This window comes from Gemmatimonadaceae bacterium (genome assembly GCA_036003045.1).
Classification (GTDB): domain Bacteria; phylum Gemmatimonadota; class Gemmatimonadetes; order Gemmatimonadales; family Gemmatimonadaceae; genus JAQBQB01.
The window spans coordinates 64,717-80,963 of the sequence record DASYSS010000101.1 but is presented as its reverse complement, the minus strand read 5'-3'; the positions used below and the strand labels follow the sequence as shown (position 1 = coordinate 80,963).

The following is a 16,247-nucleotide window of genomic DNA, read 5'->3' as shown; positions in this document are numbered from 1 at the left end:
GCTGCACGCCCCTACGGCCAGCAATGCCCCCCAAACTGCGCCACCCCGCATACGAGTGGCGGCGTCGCAAGAACTAGTCCCTACTCACCTCGCAAGACGAGCTCGACTCAACGACCACACGCCGGCGCCGTTGGCGCCGTCCACCACGGAAGCGCACGACCGCCCGAGCGGGTGATCGATCCGTTCAACTCGCCGATGCTCGTTCCCAGCTTCCGAAGGCTGTCGAGCGTCGCGTCGAGCTGCCGGCACGGGCCGTCCACGCCGGCGACGATGCTGGGCGTCGGCGCTGCGTCGGCGATGAACTGATCGGAGTACCGACGTCCCAGATCGCGGTGCACGATCCCGAATCCGGTGGTCGCGAGGCGAACCAAGGCGCTGTCGAGTGTTCGCATCGAAGTGGGGTGGGGGAGCTGAGCGGCTGACGCTCGGTTGCTCAGCGAATCGATCGCGGCATGAAGCGCGGTGACGTAGTTGAAGCCTTCGTAGCTCGCGGTGAGCCCGGCGACCATGCGCTGCTGCAACCGGAACTGTGCGGCGAGCGCGGCGGCGGGAACGTGGACGCGCGGGTCGGGCACGATGGTGATCGGCTGCGACGTGCTTCGCGCGCCAACCGTCAGCTTCGCGGTATAGGTCCCGGGCGGCACCATGATCCCCACGATGGTCGAGCGATACGTGTGACCGGGTGTCGCGTGCCAGTTGAGCGTATACTCACGATAGTCGAGCAGGTTTCCGTAGTAACCGTAGTTCAAGGTCGGCGGATCGGGGTAGCGAAGATCCCAATTGACGCGGTGCATGCCCGGGGCCGTGGAGAGGACCGTCGGGGTGGCGAGCCAATATTCGGGGACGTTCGGCATCACCGTGTCTCGCGGCGACGCAACGCTCGAGAATTCACGAATGACTTGGCCCGCGCCATTGCTGATCGTCAGCGTGACGGGACCCGACGCGGTCGAGCGCAGATAGTAATCGAGGATGGCGCCTTCGGGCGGGTTCTCGCCCACCACCATCTCCGGCGGCAGTGGCGTGTCCTGTGTGTTGTCCCAGCGCGCCCGAACGACCGTGTCCGGCTTGAAGAGAAAGGCGGAGCCCGCCGCCGCCATCGCGGTGCGCATTTGCCGGAGCGGCGTCACGTCGTCGAGGATCCACAATCCGCGGCCGTACGTCGAGACGACGAGGTCGCTGCCATGCACCGTCATGTCGCTCACGACCGTCGTCGGCAGGTTGAGCTGCAACGACTGCCAGTGGTCGCCCTTGTCGAACGAGACATACGCGCTCGTTACGCCGCCGGCGTACAACAGGTTTGGATCGGCCGGATCCTCGCGCACGACGCGCATGGTACCGTCGTCCGCGAGTCCGTTGTCGATCTCGGTCCAACCGTGACCGTAGTCGGTCGTCCTATACAGATGCGGCTTTCCGTCGCCGGATAGAATCGCGGCGTACGCGGTTCCCGCGTTGTGATGCGACGCTTCGATCACGTTGATGCTGCCCGCCACATTGGGCGGCGTCACGTTCGCCCACGTGGCTCCGCCGTCGCGCGACACGTGAATCAGGCGCGTGCTCGTGCCGACCCAGATGACGCCGGACGTCACGGGCGATAGCGCGAGCGTCGTGATCGATCCGCCGGCGGCGGGCGCGCCGACGCCGGTGCTGATCGACGTCGATCCGGCAAGCGTCACGCCCGCCGGCGCGGCGAGATCCGGGCTGACGCGGCGCCAATGGTCGCCGGCGTCGGTGGACATCAGCAGGTGCTGCGCCGCCATGTACAGCGTGCGCGGATTCTGCGGCGAGAAGGCCAGCGGCGGAGCTCCGCCGAAGCGCTCGTCGTCCGTCGGCTGATACAACACGACGACCTGTCCCGTGACGCGATCGTAGCGCCGCAACACGTGATACCAGCCCTGGGTGTACATGTACCGCTTATCGCTCGGATCGGCGATCAGAAAGCCGTTCTCAAAACCGCCGGCGGGATACCAGTCGTTCGGGCGGATCTCGCCGAAGTCGCTGCGGCTCGCCACGCACGCGGTGCCGGAGTCCTGTTGCGGCCCGCAGACGTGATATGGAAAGTCATAATCCGTCGCGACGCGATAGAATTGCCCATTGACGAGTCCATAGTACGGCGTGAAACTCGCGCCGCCGTCGACCGTGATCGCCGCACCCTGATCCACGCCGATCAGCATGCGCTTCGAGTTCGTCGGATCGATCCACATGAAGCGTGGGTCGGCGCCACTCGGCGCGCCCCACCACGAGGCGACGCTCTTGCCGCCGTCACTCGAGCGATAGATCGACGTTCCCATCACGTACACGACATCCGGATTTTGCGGGTCCGCGTAGATCTTGCCGCCGGCGCTCGCGAGCCGCTGGGTGCCTAGAGTCCACGAGTCACCCCCGTCGTCCGACCGATAGAGTCCACGGCCGGCGCCGCCCCCGGCGCCGCGCCCAGCGGTTCCCGCCATCGCGTACAAGCGCCGGCCGCGGGTGCCCGACGACACGCTGAACGCAGAGATGCGCGCGCCATTGGGCAACCCGCGGCCGGCGGCCGGTTGCCAGGTGACGCCGCCGTCGGTCGATCGGAAGAGGCCGACACCGCCCGTCGCCACGGACGCGTAGACGACCTGTGGATCAGAAAAGTCGTATGAGAGATCGGACGCGTCGGCCGGACCGTCGGCCGGGAGGACGCGCGCCCACGTGCGACCACCGTCGGTGGTGCGATAGACCCCGCGCTCGTCAGGCTCAGCCGGTCTCGCGCCTGGGCCACCACCACGTCCGCCGCGACCCTGCGCCGCGACGAGCACCGTATTGGCATCGCGAGGCGACACGACGATCGCCGCGATGTACTGCGACCCCTGGAGCCCCGCGCTGCTCCAGGTCTTTCCGCCGTCGGTCGACTTGTAGACGCCCTTGCCCGGCGTGAACGACCACCCGGACCGATCGCCCGTTCCCGCGTACACGATGTTCGGTTCCGACGCCGCCACGGCGACCGCCCCAACGGACGCGACGCGCACGTCGTCGAAGACCGGCTTCCAGGTATTGCCGGCGTTCGTCGTCTTCCAAATGCCGCCTTCGGGCATGCCGGCGTAGTACGTCGTCGGGTCGCCGGGAACGCCGGCCGGCGCCGACACATAGCCGGAACGTGGAGGGCCGATCGACCGCCATCGGAGCTCGGCGAAGTATGCGGAGTCCACGCGAGGCAACTGAGCTCCCACGTGCAGTGGCCAGGCAAGGCAGGCAACGATCACGACTGCGCGACGCCGACGAAGCATCGGCGCGCCATGTTGTGAGATCGAATGAACGTCGGCGCGCATGCCAGCTCCTGTGCCGCGGGGTCGGGAAGGGACAAGACCATTATGGAGGTCGCGACCCTCGGTGACCAGCGCGAGGATGACTCGGCACGCGCTCTACTTAAGCACGAACCACGCGGGCCTCGTCGCGAGGGGGCGCTGGCAAGACACCGTCGCGAGCGTGCTCCCGTCATCGCCCTGCAGCAAAACACCGCGGGCCGCCGCGCAGGAGGCGCGCACGGTGTCGTACAGCGCGGCGCCGTCGTCGCGCACCCGATGGCCATCGACCGCGAATACAATGTGCTCGACGGCGAATGGCTCGCACCCGGTCACCGCACCCGTCTTGATCGACGGCCCAGAGTTGAAATTGACGCGCCCGCAGGCCTGCGACATCAAGTGCGCCATCGCGGCGCGTGCGGCTTGTTGTTGCACGCCCGCGGGCGGCACACCCGAGCCTTCTTCGACCGCGACCCCCGCCGACCGGAGACCGTCGATGGCGATTCGCATTCCGTCGCGAGTGGCGACGAAAGCCTTCATTGCCGCGATGACAGAATCCGGAACGTGCTCGCCGGCGAGCACGGCGAAATAGCGCGCCTGATCGTAGCTCCCGGCGCTTGCTTTGGCGCTCGCGATGAGATCGTGCCAAAAGGTGAACGCGTTCGCTGAGGAATTGGCGCTGTGGGCGGCGGCGGCCGTCCACATGGTGAGGACAAATCCGCAGTCGTACATCTCGCGGATCGCGTTGCGCGAGCCGGCCGTGGCCACGGGCCCCGACGCCATCGCGGTGGCGCACTGGTTGATGGCGTCCTCGCGGCGCGCGCGATAGCGCGCGCTGTCGATGGCGCCGAGCGCGTAAAGCATCTCTGTCGCGAAAGCGTCGGCGGAGCCCTCGTGCATCCACGAACCTGTGCCCTGATCGACGTTCTCCACGAGGTGGCCGTTCCACAGGTGCGCGGACTCGTGGGCGATGAGGGCGACCGCCTGCTCGGTGGATGCCGGCGTTTGCCGCGTCCAGTCCGCGCCGGTGAACGTCATGTTCACGAGACCGGTGAGCGTGCCGCCGCCGGACGACAATCCGGGCCGCGCGGCGTCGTCAAAACTGAACAGCACGACGGGTTTCCACGGGAGCGGATAGCCGAATCGCTCTCGATACGCCGCGAAGAGCCGCGGCAGGTCATCGTTGAAGAGGGCAACGATCCACGACGGCATGCCGGGATCGACGATCGCCACCACGTCGGGCGTGTCAATCGGCTTCGTGTTGCCAAAATAGATGTACGTCCCGTCACCGATCGAGTCGGAGAACGCCACCCGCCCCGAGACCACTCGCCCGCGCACGACCGCTTTCATTCCGTTTGGCGGCGTGAGGTCGATCGTTCGAAGCCTCGTAGCGGTAGTGCCGTCCACGATCGCCGTGGCGTAGAGGTGTCCGGTGTAGACGGCGACGGCGCCACCCGTGAAGGGCAGAAAGAACTCGTACTCCTTCGGTAGCGTCGTGGTGTACTCAGGAAACTCGAATACGATCTCCCGTTGCGGCGTCATGCCAGGCGCGACGCGCACGACTTGGGCGTCGCCGTCGCGCCCGAACTGGTACCCGGGTGTCACGACCGTCCAGACGCGTTCGCGAAAGAATGACGCGGGTCGCTCGAACCTGAGCGTTGGAGTCGGCGACGATAGGTGATACGTCGCGCGCCACGTCCCGCTCGCGAGCCGCTCGAGCGAAACGGAGCTCTGCGCCGAGATCGACGCGAGTGGGAAAAGCGTGGAGAGGAGGGCGTAACGGCGAGTCATAGCAATCTGGTTCGACACTGGTCCCCGTGTTTCCGTTGTAGTCGTTCCAGCGGAATGCCTGTCGTAATGGGCGTGCGATTGGAGCGGTTCCGGGGTCGCCAATTCGATCCAGCGGGCCCGATTCACGCCCTCGAGGCGCCACAGCGATTGTCCGCTGCGGCGCCAGGGTAACGGCTGATGCAGCACCCGGTGCAACCGACTAAGTTTCATAGAGCGGGTGCATCGGCATTCGCCCATCGCGCACACGGAATTCTCACGGGTCCGGCGCCGACCGGACCTTCATCATTTCCGATGCTGTGCTCGCCCGAGCCCGAAGGAGTCCTAAATGAAAGCGCTCGAGTTTCAGGAAGGCGATCGCACGTTCACCTGCAAGGCCGAATCCTCTCCGGCGACTCCAGGCACGCTATGGTGGTGGGTCAGCATCACGGGAGAATCGCAGCGCTACGCGGCCTTTCGAACCGCGGAAGGCGACGCGCCCCTGAACCTGCGCCCGCGGATCGTCGCGTACTATTCGCAAATGGTTGCCGATCGCGAGCGTCCACGCGAGGTCCACAGCCACTGGGGTAAGCGCCGTGGGGCGACGGCGCCCGCTGAACAGGGCGCACCCGGCGTGCCGGCGGAAAAGCCGGCCGAAAAGACGCCCGAATAGCTTCGATCAACGAGAAACGACCGGCAGCACGAGCCGCGATACGTGCGCGGCCGAGTGCCACACGGCGTTTTTCGCCACGTTCCAAGCGGTCTCGTCATAGTTCCGACCGCCCGTATTCAAGTTGCGATCGAAGCGCGGGAAGTTCGACGACGAGACCTCGACGCGTAGACGGTGGCCGGGCGGCAGGTACCACGACGTCGCGTGCAGATCGACCGGGACCGTGTAGACGGTGCCGGGCTTCATCATCTCCGGCTTGCCGTAGCCGTCGCGATACCGCGCCCGCGTGATGCCCTCGAGCATGTTCATGACGCGCCCGTCGGGGAAGACGTCCAGCACCTTCACCGTGACGTCCGTGTCGATCCGATCGGAGCTGAGACTGATCTCGGCGCGCATCGGTCCCGTGAGCTCGAGACCGGTCGTCAGCGCCTCGCCCGTGTAGACGAGCACGTCCGGCCGCTGCTCGATATCGGTGTTGTCGAACGAGCCGGGAACGTCCTTCGGATCGCCCGTACAGCAGATCGATCCGCCGCGCGACGGCACCGGGTTCGCCGGATCATAGGTGAACGTATCCGGCCGCTCGCCTGAGCCTGGAGCAGTGAGACTCAGGCGTCCATTGCCTTTGCTCGTGCTCGCGCCTCCGTCGCTGCGCAGGTAGTACGGCGTCTCCTTCATGCCCGCGACAGGCCAGCGATCGGACTTCTGCCAGGCGTTGCGGCCGATCGTGTAGTACTGGATGCGCGGAATCGTGTCCATCGCGTGCTCGTTCCCGCGCAGCCACTTGTCGAACCACGCGAGATAGACGTCCCAGTGATGGAACCTCGCGTCGCCGACGTCGAGCGCGCCGGAGAAGGTGTGTTCACCCGCGCGCTCCGATTGGCAGTGCGTCGTCGGCGAAATGATCGCGTACTGATTTTCACGCGCCCGCGCGTTGGTGCCGTTCTTCGCGAAGAGCTCGCGTTCGATGAGCGCCTCGTTCGCCATGTCGAACCACGACGACACGTGCAGCGCCGCCACCGACACGCTGTCTCGATCGTTGAAGTAACCTTGCTTGTCCCACCATGGGTCGTCGGGCGAGCGCTCGAAAAAGTTGCGCCAGTCCCACGACGGCGAGCCCGCTCGGTCGGTCATGTCGATGAGCGGGAGCGAGCGCAGAAACGTCGCGGTCTCCACGTTGGGGCGTGGCCGCGCGCCTTTGTCGGTCGACGCCCACACGGGCATCCACCCGAAATTGATCGACACCGCGTTCGCGCCGCCTTCGACCGATCCCCAGAACGTGCGGTGCCGTCCGACCCGCCCGAGATTGCCGCCGGCCGCCTGCGGTATCGCGGCGATGTGCAGCGGATGGCGCTGTTGAGCGGCGACGATCTGCTGCTCGCCCAGGTACGAGCACCCGAAGCTGCCGATTCGCTGATTGCTCCACGGCTGCTTGCCGATCCAATCGAAGGCGTCGGTCCAATCGGTCATGTCGCCGTTGTAGATCTTGTACTCGCCTTCCGAGCCGAACTTGCCGCGCACGTCCTGCACGACGACGACGTAGCCGTTCGACGCGAAGATCTGCCCGGCGCCACCGCTGCCCTGCTTGTTGTACGGCGTGCGCATGAGGATCGCGGGGAGCCGGCCGGTCAGGTCGGACGGGCGGTAGACGTCCGTCGCCAGCCTCACGCCGTCGCGCATCGCGACCATCACAGATCTCTCAACAACGACGGCGTGCGGCCCGCGCGGCGGCGGATACGGGGCGTTGGCGCCGGTCACCTGCGCGGAGAGCGGCGCGGCCAACGCGCTTGCCGCGAGGAGCGAGGCCAGCGCGCGATGGTGGGGCAGAATCGACAACGCACCCTCCCTACAAGTGTTTGACGACGTCGAGCGCGAGTGCCTTCTCATACGCTTCCTGCGTCGCGGGCGCGCCGACGCCGTACGTCTTGATGATGACGATGGTCTTCCCCTTCTTGACGGCGAGCGGCGTGAACGTGCCGAGGGGTTGGTAGAACGCATCGTCGCCGACACCGCTCAGGGGTTTGATGGGGACGGTGGGAAGGACGACCTTCATGTGCTCCCACGACGTTCCCGGCGGCTGGATGGCCACGGTCGCCATCTGGACCTTCGCGCCCGTCGACTTCCACATGCAAGCAGTCTGGCTGATCGCCGACGGCGCGGCGATGTCCACACCGAAAACGGCCTTGACCTGAGCGGAGGTGAGCAAGCTGCAAGGGTCGATCGCTGCGGGCCTCGCGATCGCGTTGTGCGCGTTCGCGGCGACGAGAGCGCAGGCGATGGCGACGATCACCGGTCGGGGGAGGAGAGCGAAATGCCTGGGGCTCATTGGGGACTCCGTAGATCACCGTGTGTTTGCGTGGAGGCGTGCGTCGTCGCCCGCGCATCCCCGGCGTAGAACATGAACCGCGAAAGAAAATGAGCGCGCCGAACGCGTCTGGCCAGCCGGTGGCGTTTTGGGGTGCGTAGGGTTTGAATGGAGGGCATGACGCTCCTCGCCGACGTCGCGCTGATTGGCGGCGGACCCGCCGGGTCAGCCGCGGGGCGCCTTCTGGCGTCGTGGGGTCACTCGGTCGTGCTGCTGTCGCGCACGTCACGACAGCCGGCGTTGGCGGAGTCGCTCCCGCCGAGCTGCGTGAAACTCTTCGACGAGATCGGCGTTCGCGCGGTCGTCGATCGAGCGGGATTCATCCGCGCCACCGGAAACACGGTGCAATGGGCTGGGAGCGATCGCGAGCGACGCGTCGAGATGTTCGGTCGGGCGGGGCTTGGGTATCAAGTGTCGCGCGACAAGTTCGACGAGCTCCTGCTCGACGGCGCGCAGGCCGCCGGCGCGTCCGTGGAGCGTGACGTCTCGGTGCGCGACGCCGAGCGAGAGGGCGACGTTTGGCGCGTGCAGTTCGACCGGCCGTCCGGTCCGGACACGATTCGGGCTCGATGGATTCTCGACTGCAGCGGACGAGCGGGAGTCATCGCACGTCGTGGTTGGCGGCGAACCGACTCGCACGCGAGGACGATCGCGATCGCCGGGATTTGGGACCGAGCGGGCGCGTGGGCGCTCGAGGACGCGACGCACACCTTCGTCGAGAGCTACGCGAACGGTTGGGCGTGGTCGATTCCCGTATCGGAGTCGCGCCGCTTCGTCACCGTCATGCTCGATCCACGCGTGACGAGCGTACCCGGCCGATCGGAGCTCGACACGGCCTACGCGGCGGAGTTGGCGCAGGCGCCGGCACTTCGCGCTCTGGTCGAGGGCGCGACGATGGCCGGCGCGCCGTGGGCGTGCGACGCCACTGCCTACTCGGCTGAGCGGGTTGCCGGCGACAACGCGCTGCTGGTCGGCGACGCGGCATCTTTCGTCGATCCGCTGTCCTCGTTCGGCGTAAAGAAGGCGCTGGCGTCGGCATGGCTGGCCGCGATAACGGTTCACAGCGCGCTCATCGATCCGACCGCGACGGACCCCGCCGTCGAATTGTTCACAGCGCGAGAGCTGGCCATGGCCGAGCATTTGCGCCAGGGCGCGGCGGCGTTGGCGCGCGATGCGGCCGGCGCGCACGAGACACCGTTTTGGTCCGCTCGCGCCGATGTGGACCCGGCTCGGACGAGTGACGAGTGGGACGTCGACGCTCTGCGCACGGACGTCCGTGTCCACGCGGCCTTCGAAGAATTGAAGCGCCGTCCGGCCCTTCGACTCGGAACCGCCGACGCAGTGCGGTTCGTCCAGCGGCCCGTCGTGCGCGGTCATCGGATCGCGCTGGAAGAACACCTGGCGGCGCCGATGGCCCCGAACGGCGTGCGCTATTGCCGCAACGTCGATCTCGTCGTGCTGGCGCGACTCGCGCCGAGGTTCGAGCAGGTGCCGGATCTTTACGAAGCGTACAATCGTGCCGCGGCGCCGGCTCCATTGCCCGATTTCCTCGGCGCGCTCTCGACGCTCGTTGGCTTTGGGATGCTCACGTTGGCGTAGTCCGATGGTCCTATCGCGCTTGACAGGGCCGACGCCAAGCCGTATCCCGTAGGGCACTGGGAGCTATTTCCTTCCACCCCGAGCATCCTCAGGTCATGCCCCGTCGACTGCTCGCTGGATCATCGCGCGTTTGCCTTGTCGTTGGACTGCTGGGTTTTGGCGCGGTGAGCATCGCGCCGGCGCAGCGTGGGGGAGGGGGAGGGGGAGGGGGAGCGGGCCGAGGTCGCGGCTCGGGCGGCGTGTCTGCCGCCGCCGCGGCTGACACGACGAGAGGGTTCGTCGTCAACGACCCGACGACGCGGTCGCACTGCTCGAGCTGCCACGTCCGCGACTCGCTCGGCATGATGCAGCGCGTGTCGTACGAGCGGAAAACTCCCGAAGGCTGGGAGATGACTGTCCGACGCATGGTGGCGCTCAACAACGTCAAGCTGAACCCCGCCGACGCCCGCGCGATCGTGCGCTATTTGAGCGACAATCAAGGACTCGCCCCCGCCGAGCTCAGACCGGGACGGTTCGAGGTCGAACGGCGGATGATCGAGTATCGCTACACCGCCGATACGCGGACGGAGACGACGTGCCGCGCCTGCCACTCGATGGGCCGTGTGATTACGCAGCGGCGCACGCGCGGCGAGTGGGAGCTGTTGGTCTCCACGCACCGCGCGCTCTTCCCGGACGCCGACTTCCAGGCGTTCCGCCGAGGCGGACCGGCGACCAACGACAGCGGCGTCGCGCAGCCGCACCCCATGGACGTGGCGATCAACCATCTCGCGCGCACGTTCCCGCTCCGGACGCCGGAATGGACCGCGTGGTCGGCGACGATGCGGACACCGCACCTGGAGGGAACGTGGGCGCTGAGCGGCAACGAGCCGGGGAAGGGCGCCTTTTATGGAAGGCTGACCGTCACGCGCGGCGCGAGCGACGGGGAGTTTGTCACGCAGGCAACGTATCGCTACGCCGACGGCGGCAGGGTCGTGCAGAGAAATGGAAAGTCGATCGTGTATACCGGCTTTCAGTGGCGCGGCCGTTCGACTGATCCGGCGCTCAAGGCGACCGACACGGTTGGTCTCCGCGAAGTGATGTTCGTCGAACCTGGCTGGGAAGAGATGTCGGGACGCTGGTTCACCGGCGGCTACGACGAAATCGGCGTGGACGTGTCGCTCAAGAAGCTCGGCGCCAATCCGGTGCTGCTCGGTGTCGCCCCGCGCGCGGTGCGCGTCGGCACGAGCGGACAGGACGTGACGATCTTCGGCGCGAACCTTCCGAAGAACGTCGGCGCGACCGGCGTGGACTTCGGACCGGGCGTGAAGATCGAGCGCGTCGTGCGATCGACGCCGGACTCGATCACCGTGCGCGTGAACGTCGATTCGACGGCGGTCGTCGGCAAACGCGACTTGTACGCCGCCGGCGTCTCGCTCCGTGATGGCGCGGTCGTGTTCGACCAGATCAGCCGCATCAAAGTCGTACCGCTCGCCGGCCTCGCGCGCGTCGGCGGCAACGTCTTTCCGAAACAGCTCCAGCAGTTCGACGCGATCGCGTACTACAACGGTGCCGACGGCAAGCCCGACACCGACGACGATCTCGAAATCGGGCGCGTGAACGCCAACTGGTCGCTCGAGGAGTACGGCGTCACGTACGACGATGACGACGTGAAGTTCGTCGGCGCGGTCGATCAGACGGGACTCTTCACGCCGAACCTCGACGGCCCGAATCCGCAGCGTAGCTCGAGCCGGAACAACGTCGGCGACGTGTGGGTCGTGGCGACCTATCAGCCGCCGGGGAAGTCGGCGAAGCCGCTTCGCGCCCGCGCCCAGCTCATCGTCACGGTGCCGCTGTACGTCAAGTTCGCTCAGTGGAAGACGCAGCCATGATGCAGCTCAGGCGTGGCGAGTATCACAGCTTCCGCGGCGGCGACGGGGGGGCGCGCTTTCTCTACCTCGTGCCGTCGGCGGCGGTGGTGCGGCTGGACGACGTCGCTGAGGCGGTGCTGGAGACACTCGCGGCGGGAGATCGTACGGCGACGGAGCTCGCCGATTCGCTCGCCAGTCGTTGGGACACCGAAACCGTACACTCATCAATCGACGAGTTGCTCGGCATGCGCGCGATTCAGACGGTCGCCGCGCCGCCGCCCAAGCCCGTGGCCGAGAAGCCGAAGCGGCGGATCCCGCTGCAGACGCTCGTGCTCAACGTGACGAGCAAGTGCAACCTGTCGTGCGGCTACTGCTACGAGTACGGCGAAGATCGCATCGTCGAGGCGACGACCAAGCCGCGTTTCATGAATGAGGACACGGCCCGGCAGAGCGTGGACTTCATGTTCAGTGAAGCCGGCGAATCGCCGACGGTAAATTTGACTTTTTTTGGCGGCGAGACGCTGCTCAACTTCAAGATGTTGAAGTCGGCGCTTGCGTACGCGAAGGAGCGCGCCGAGCCGCTCGGCAAGCAGGTGAACGCGAGCCTGACGACGAACGCGACGTTGCTGCGCGAAGAGATCATCGACTGGATCGTCGAGAACGACGTCGGTGTCACCGTGTCGATCGACGGCGCGCGCGAGCAGCAGGACAAGTTTCGCGTCTTCTCCAACGGGATGGGGAGCTACGACCTCGTCGTCCCGAACATCAAGGAGTTGCTGCGACGGCACCGTCGTCGGCCGGTTGGCGCGCGAGTGACGCTGACGGGGCAGAACCTCGACGTCGTCTCGATCTACCGGCATCTCTACGAAGAGCTCGGCTTCTGGGAAGTGGGCTTCGCGCCGGTGACCACGTCATGGCAGCGCGAGTACGCGATCGAAGACGAAGGATTCCGGCGGTTGCTGTCCGGCTTCCAGACACTCGCCGGGGAGTTTCTCGACGCGGCGCTCGCCGGGCGCCGGCACGGATTCTCGAACGTGCGCGACACGCTCGAGGAAGTGCACAAGGGGATGAGCAAGGCGTATCCGTGCGGCGCGGGCCTCGGCCTCATGGGCGTGGCGACCGACGGCGACGTGGCGCTCTGCCATCGCTTCGCGGGGTCGAACGAGCACAAGCTCGGCAGCGTCTTCGACGGAATCGATCGGACGCTTCAAGACGACTTCCTGCTCAAGCACCACATCGCGAACAAGACCGATTGCTCGACGTGCTGGGCGCGTCCGCTCTGCGCCGGCGGTTGCTATCATGAAGCGCACACGCGGTACGGCTCGACGGTCGAGCCGAACCTGCACTATTGCGAGTGGATCCGCGCGTGGACGAACACGTGCTTGGAAGTGTATGGCGTGCTGGCCGAGAAGAGACCCGAGTTCCTGGCGCAGTTCGACTGAGAACACCATGCATCGCGGAACTCCGACCGAAGGTGCGAAGCGCCGTAGGGAGGAGCGATAACTGAAAGAATCGGGGACGACATGCGACATCTGACGCCGATCAACCAGAAGGCCCGCCGGATCGAAGCGACGCTCGAGAACGACGTCGTCGCGCTGCAGCAGGGCGGCCCGCCGCAAACGGGACCGCACGTGCCGCTCGGCTGCTCGTTCGTGTTCTCGCCGGGTTGGGAGGTGGACTCGAGCGGCGGGACCGCGGGACTCTGTCAGCCGGTCGAGCGCGACCTGTTCGATTGCCACCTCACGTGCTTCTGGCCGGCGCACGTGCCGGATCTGTACAACTACGCTCCTGACTGGACCGCGAAGTGCGCGTCGGCGCAGAAGGACTGGCGCAAGATCGATCTGGTCTTCCCATGAGACGCGCGATTCTTCGCGCGGCGGCGATCGTCGCGCTCGCTCCGTTGACCGCCTTCGCCCAATCGGTGAAGCAGACGTCGGGGGGAGGGGATCCGACTCCCTCGGGCGGCGACGGCACGATCTACGTCGGCACGTACGCGCGCAACATCCTCGTGCTGGACGAGGCGACGATGAGCGTGCGCGATACACTGCACACGACGGTCGGCATTCCCGAGATCTCGCTGTCGTTCGACAAGAGGCATCTGTACGTCAGCGATCCCGGCAACGAGAAGGTCGAGATCATAGATCTGGCCACTAAGCAGTCGCTGGGAATGTTCACGCTGTCGCACGACAGCGTGAAGGTGCGCATGAACGGGTTCAGCCTCGACCCGCAGGAGCGCTTCGCGATCATCCTGGTCAAGATCTACACGAAGCACCGCGACCGGTACGAGATCAGCGCGCCGACATTGTTGCGCTACGACCTCGCCAAGCGCGCCGTGACCGACACGATCGCCTGGCCGCGGGGCGAAGAGCGCGAGTTCGCCCAGATCGTGTTTCCGCCGAAAGGCGACGTGATGTACTTCTTCACGCAAGACGACGTGTTGATCTACGACACCAACACGCTCAAGCAGGTGGACCGTTGGGAGATCTCGAAGACGCTGTTCGAGGAAGGACTGGGCCGCATCAACTTCGGTCTTCCTTACGATGTGTACGAAGAGCCGGGCTTCTACACCGGTCTCTTCCGAACGAACGATCCGGTGAACCACCGGACGCAGATGGGCGTCGCGCGCATGGATCTCGTGAACCGCCAGCTGGATTTTTACTCACTGGGACCGAGCCAGGCGGTGAGCTTTCGGCTGTCCCCCGATAAGAAACGGGCGTACGGGATACACAGCGAGATCGGCAACTACCAGTTCTGGACCTTCGACCTCGAGTCGCGCCGAGTGCTCGGCAAGACCGAGTTCCCCGGTCGCCCGCGGATGGGACTCGTCGTCAGCTCGAACGGTTCCCAGCTCTACATCACGACGGCGGGCAGCACGATCGATCGGTTTGCGACTCAGGGCTTCGCACACCTCGGCACCGTGAACCTCGGCGCGGACATGACGAACGTGATCATCGTGCCGCGGCCGCGCTCCGACGCGTCGAGGTAGGACTTTGCCGTTGTTGGACCGAGACCTCCGGCGCGCGTTGGGCTACGTCGTGCCGCACTGGAAGCGGCTCGCCATCGTCGTGGTGCTGTCGCTCGCCAGCACCGTGGCCGCCCTGTACATCCCGTACCTCGCGCGGCTCCTGATCGACGGAGCGTTGCTCGGTGGAAACAGCCGCGCGTTGGTCACGGTGATTCTTCGGTTCGGGGCGCTCACGCTGGGGAGCTTCGCGCTGAACGTCGTGAGCGGTCTGGTGTACACGCGCGCGTCGGCCGACATCCTGTTCGAGATGCGCCTCGGCGTGTTCCGCCAGTTGCACCGGTTGTCGCCGCGGTTCTACGCCGACATGCCGGTGGGCCAGATCGCGACGCGCATCAACGCGGACATCGGCGAGATTCAACGCGTCGCGGCGGAAATCGCGCTGGCCTGGTTGGGCAACGTGATCTTCCTGGTCGGCAGCGTCGTGATTCTCACCCGGCTCGACCGCACGCTCTTCCTCGTCAGCCTCGCGGTCATGCCGCTCGCGCTCTGGGCGCTCGTGCGGTATCGGTCGCGCATGGAGACGGCGGTCGCCGGGGTGCGAGACCGAAGCGCCGACGTCGGCAGCTACCTGATCGAAGCGCTCCTCGGCATGAAGGTGATCGTCGCGTTCAACGCGCAGGAGCGGGAAGCGTCGCGTTTCCGCGCGAACAACGACGCCTTCATCGACGCGTTGATGTCGATGCGTAGGCTCACATATCTCTCGGGTGGCGTGCCGGGTCTGCTGCTCTCTGCCGGGAGCGCGCTGGTGTTCCTCGTGGGCGGCATGCGCGTGATCGACCATTCGATCACGATGGGGACGCTCGTCGCGTTCGTCGCCTATCAAATGCGGTTGGTCTGGCCGATCCAGGCTCTCATGGGCCTGTACGCGAGCCTCGCGTCGGCGCGCGTGTCGCTCAAGCGAGTCAGCGAGATTCTCGACGCGCGAGTGGACGTGGTCGACTCGCCGACCGCCGTCGCGGTGCCGTCGGTGCAAGGACGCCTCATTTTGGAGGACGTGACGTATACGTTCGGGCGCCGAGGGCCCGTGCTCCACGGTGTCTCGCTCGACGTGAGCCCCGGCGAGCGCGTGGCGATCGTGGGTCGCAGCGGTGAGGGTAAGTCGACCATCGCCGATCTTCTCGTGCGACAGCTCGATCCAGACAGCGGCCGCGTGCTGCTCGACGGGTTGGACCTACGTGCGGCGCGGCTCGCCGACGTTCGGCGCCACGTCTTGGTCGTCGACCAGGATCCGTTCGTCTTCAACGCGACGATTGCCGAGAACATCCGATATGCGCGCCCGGCGGCATCCGACGATGAGGTCAGAGCAGCGGCGGAGGCCGCCGGTCTCGGCTCGTTCATCTCGCTGTCGCCGCGCGGCCTCCAAACGAGCGCCGGAGAGCGAGGACGCGCACTCTCGGCGGGCGAGCGCCAGCGACTTGCGCTCGCGAGAGCGTTCCTCGCGGATCCTGCTGTGTTGGTCCTCGACGAAGCGACCGGCGCGCTGGACCCCGCGACCGAGGCGCAGGTTGCCGCGGGCTACGAAGCCGTCATGGCCGGACGGACGACGATCATCATCACGCATCGACTCGAGCTCGCCCGTCGCGCCGATCGTGTGCTCGTGCTCGAGCGCGGCCGCATCGTCGAAGAAGGCACGGCCGCGACGCTGCTCGACCTCGGACAGTCGTTCGCCAGTCTCTTTTCTCCCGGCACGCTCGCGGAGACGCACTAG

11 protein-coding genes are annotated in these 16,247 nt (G+C 66.4%); 7 read left to right on the top strand and 4 right to left on the bottom strand.

The features are described 5' to 3' along the window. Positions 1-107: 107 nt before the first annotated feature. On the bottom strand, positions 108-3,296 hold the full coding sequence (locus VGQ44_22355; protein HEV8449582.1) for a hypothetical protein: 3,189 nt from the start codon (positions 3,294-3,296) through the stop codon (positions 108-110). 93 nt (positions 3,297-3,389) lie between these two features. Next, complete coding sequence (locus VGQ44_22350; GenBank protein HEV8449581.1) at positions 3,390-5,060, bottom strand: hypothetical protein; 1,671 nt, start codon at positions 5,058-5,060, stop codon at positions 3,390-3,392. 325 nt (positions 5,061-5,385) lie between these two features. Here VGQ44_22350 and VGQ44_22345 point away from each other — a divergent pair, with 325 nt between their 5' ends. Continuing rightward, on the top strand, positions 5,386-5,709 hold the full coding sequence (locus VGQ44_22345) for a hypothetical protein (GenBank protein ID HEV8449580.1): 324 nt from the start codon (positions 5,386-5,388) through the stop codon (positions 5,707-5,709). Between the two features lie 6 nt (positions 5,710-5,715). Here the strand turns inward: VGQ44_22345 and VGQ44_22340 are convergent, their stop codons facing one another. After that, positions 5,716-7,539: a CocE/NonD family hydrolase gene (locus VGQ44_22340; protein HEV8449579.1), complete on the bottom strand. Its 1,824-nt coding sequence runs from the start codon at positions 7,537-7,539 to the stop codon at positions 5,716-5,718. A gap of 10 nt (positions 7,540-7,549) precedes the next feature. Beyond that, entirely contained in the window at positions 7,550-8,029 is a 480-nt protein-coding gene (locus VGQ44_22335) for a hypothetical protein (GenBank protein HEV8449578.1), read from the bottom strand. Between the two features lie 156 nt (positions 8,030-8,185). Here VGQ44_22335 and VGQ44_22330 point away from each other — a divergent pair, with 156 nt between their 5' ends. From VGQ44_22330 to VGQ44_22305, 6 genes are all read left to right on the top strand, one after another. After that, the gene (locus VGQ44_22330) at positions 8,186-9,667 is read left to right on the top strand and encodes an NAD(P)/FAD-dependent oxidoreductase (GenBank protein HEV8449577.1); all 1,482 of its coding nucleotides are present in this window, start codon (positions 8,186-8,188) and stop codon (positions 9,665-9,667) included. A gap of 95 nt (positions 9,668-9,762) precedes the next feature. Continuing rightward, positions 9,763-11,535, top strand: a complete 1,773-nt coding sequence (gene peaA / locus VGQ44_22325) for a quinohemoprotein amine dehydrogenase subunit alpha (protein ID HEV8449576.1) — start codon at positions 9,763-9,765, stop codon at positions 11,533-11,535. Beyond that, positions 11,532-12,956, top strand: coding sequence for a quinohemoprotein amine dehydrogenase maturation protein (gene peaB, locus VGQ44_22320; GenBank protein HEV8449575.1), 1,425 nt, complete (start codon positions 11,532-11,534; stop codon positions 12,954-12,956). The genes peaA and peaB overlap by 4 nt, the downstream gene beginning before the upstream one ends. Positions 12,957-13,037: 81 nt before the next feature. Beyond that, entirely contained in the window at positions 13,038-13,370 is a 333-nt protein-coding gene (gene qhpC / locus VGQ44_22315; GenBank protein ID HEV8449574.1) for a quinohemoprotein amine dehydrogenase subunit gamma, read from the top strand. After that, positions 13,367-14,500, top strand: coding sequence for a hypothetical protein (locus VGQ44_22310; protein HEV8449573.1), 1,134 nt, complete (start codon positions 13,367-13,369; stop codon positions 14,498-14,500). Before qhpC ends, VGQ44_22310 begins: the two co-directional genes overlap by 4 nt. A gap of 13 nt (positions 14,501-14,513) precedes the next feature. Beyond that, positions 14,514-16,247, top strand: coding sequence for an ABC transporter ATP-binding protein (locus VGQ44_22305; protein HEV8449572.1), 1,734 nt, complete (start codon positions 14,514-14,516; stop codon positions 16,245-16,247).

What these genes read in the sequence shown, in the direction of transcription:
- VGQ44_22355 (HEV8449582.1), bottom strand. Translation starts at nt 3,296, where the DNA reads ATGCGCGCCGACGTTCATTCGATCTCACAACATGGCGCGCCGATGCTT.
- VGQ44_22350 (HEV8449581.1), bottom strand. Translation starts at nt 5,060, where the DNA reads ATGACTCGCCGTTACGCCCTCCTCTCCACGCTTTTCCCACTCGCGTCG.
- VGQ44_22345 (HEV8449580.1), top strand. Translation starts at nt 5,386, where the DNA reads ATGAAAGCGCTCGAGTTTCAGGAAGGCGATCGCACGTTCACCTGCAAG.
- VGQ44_22335 (HEV8449578.1), bottom strand. Translation starts at nt 8,029, where the DNA reads ATGAGCCCCAGGCATTTCGCTCTCCTCCCCCGACCGGTGATCGTCGCC.
- VGQ44_22330 (HEV8449577.1), top strand. Translation starts at nt 8,186, where the DNA reads ATGACGCTCCTCGCCGACGTCGCGCTGATTGGCGGCGGACCCGCCGGG.
- peaA (HEV8449576.1), top strand. Translation starts at nt 9,763, where the DNA reads ATGCCCCGTCGACTGCTCGCTGGATCATCGCGCGTTTGCCTTGTCGTT.
- peaB (HEV8449575.1), top strand. Translation starts at nt 11,532, where the DNA reads ATGATGCAGCTCAGGCGTGGCGAGTATCACAGCTTCCGCGGCGGCGAC.
- qhpC (HEV8449574.1), top strand. Translation starts at nt 13,038, where the DNA reads ATGCGACATCTGACGCCGATCAACCAGAAGGCCCGCCGGATCGAAGCG.
- VGQ44_22310 (HEV8449573.1), top strand. Translation starts at nt 13,367, where the DNA reads ATGAGACGCGCGATTCTTCGCGCGGCGGCGATCGTCGCGCTCGCTCCG.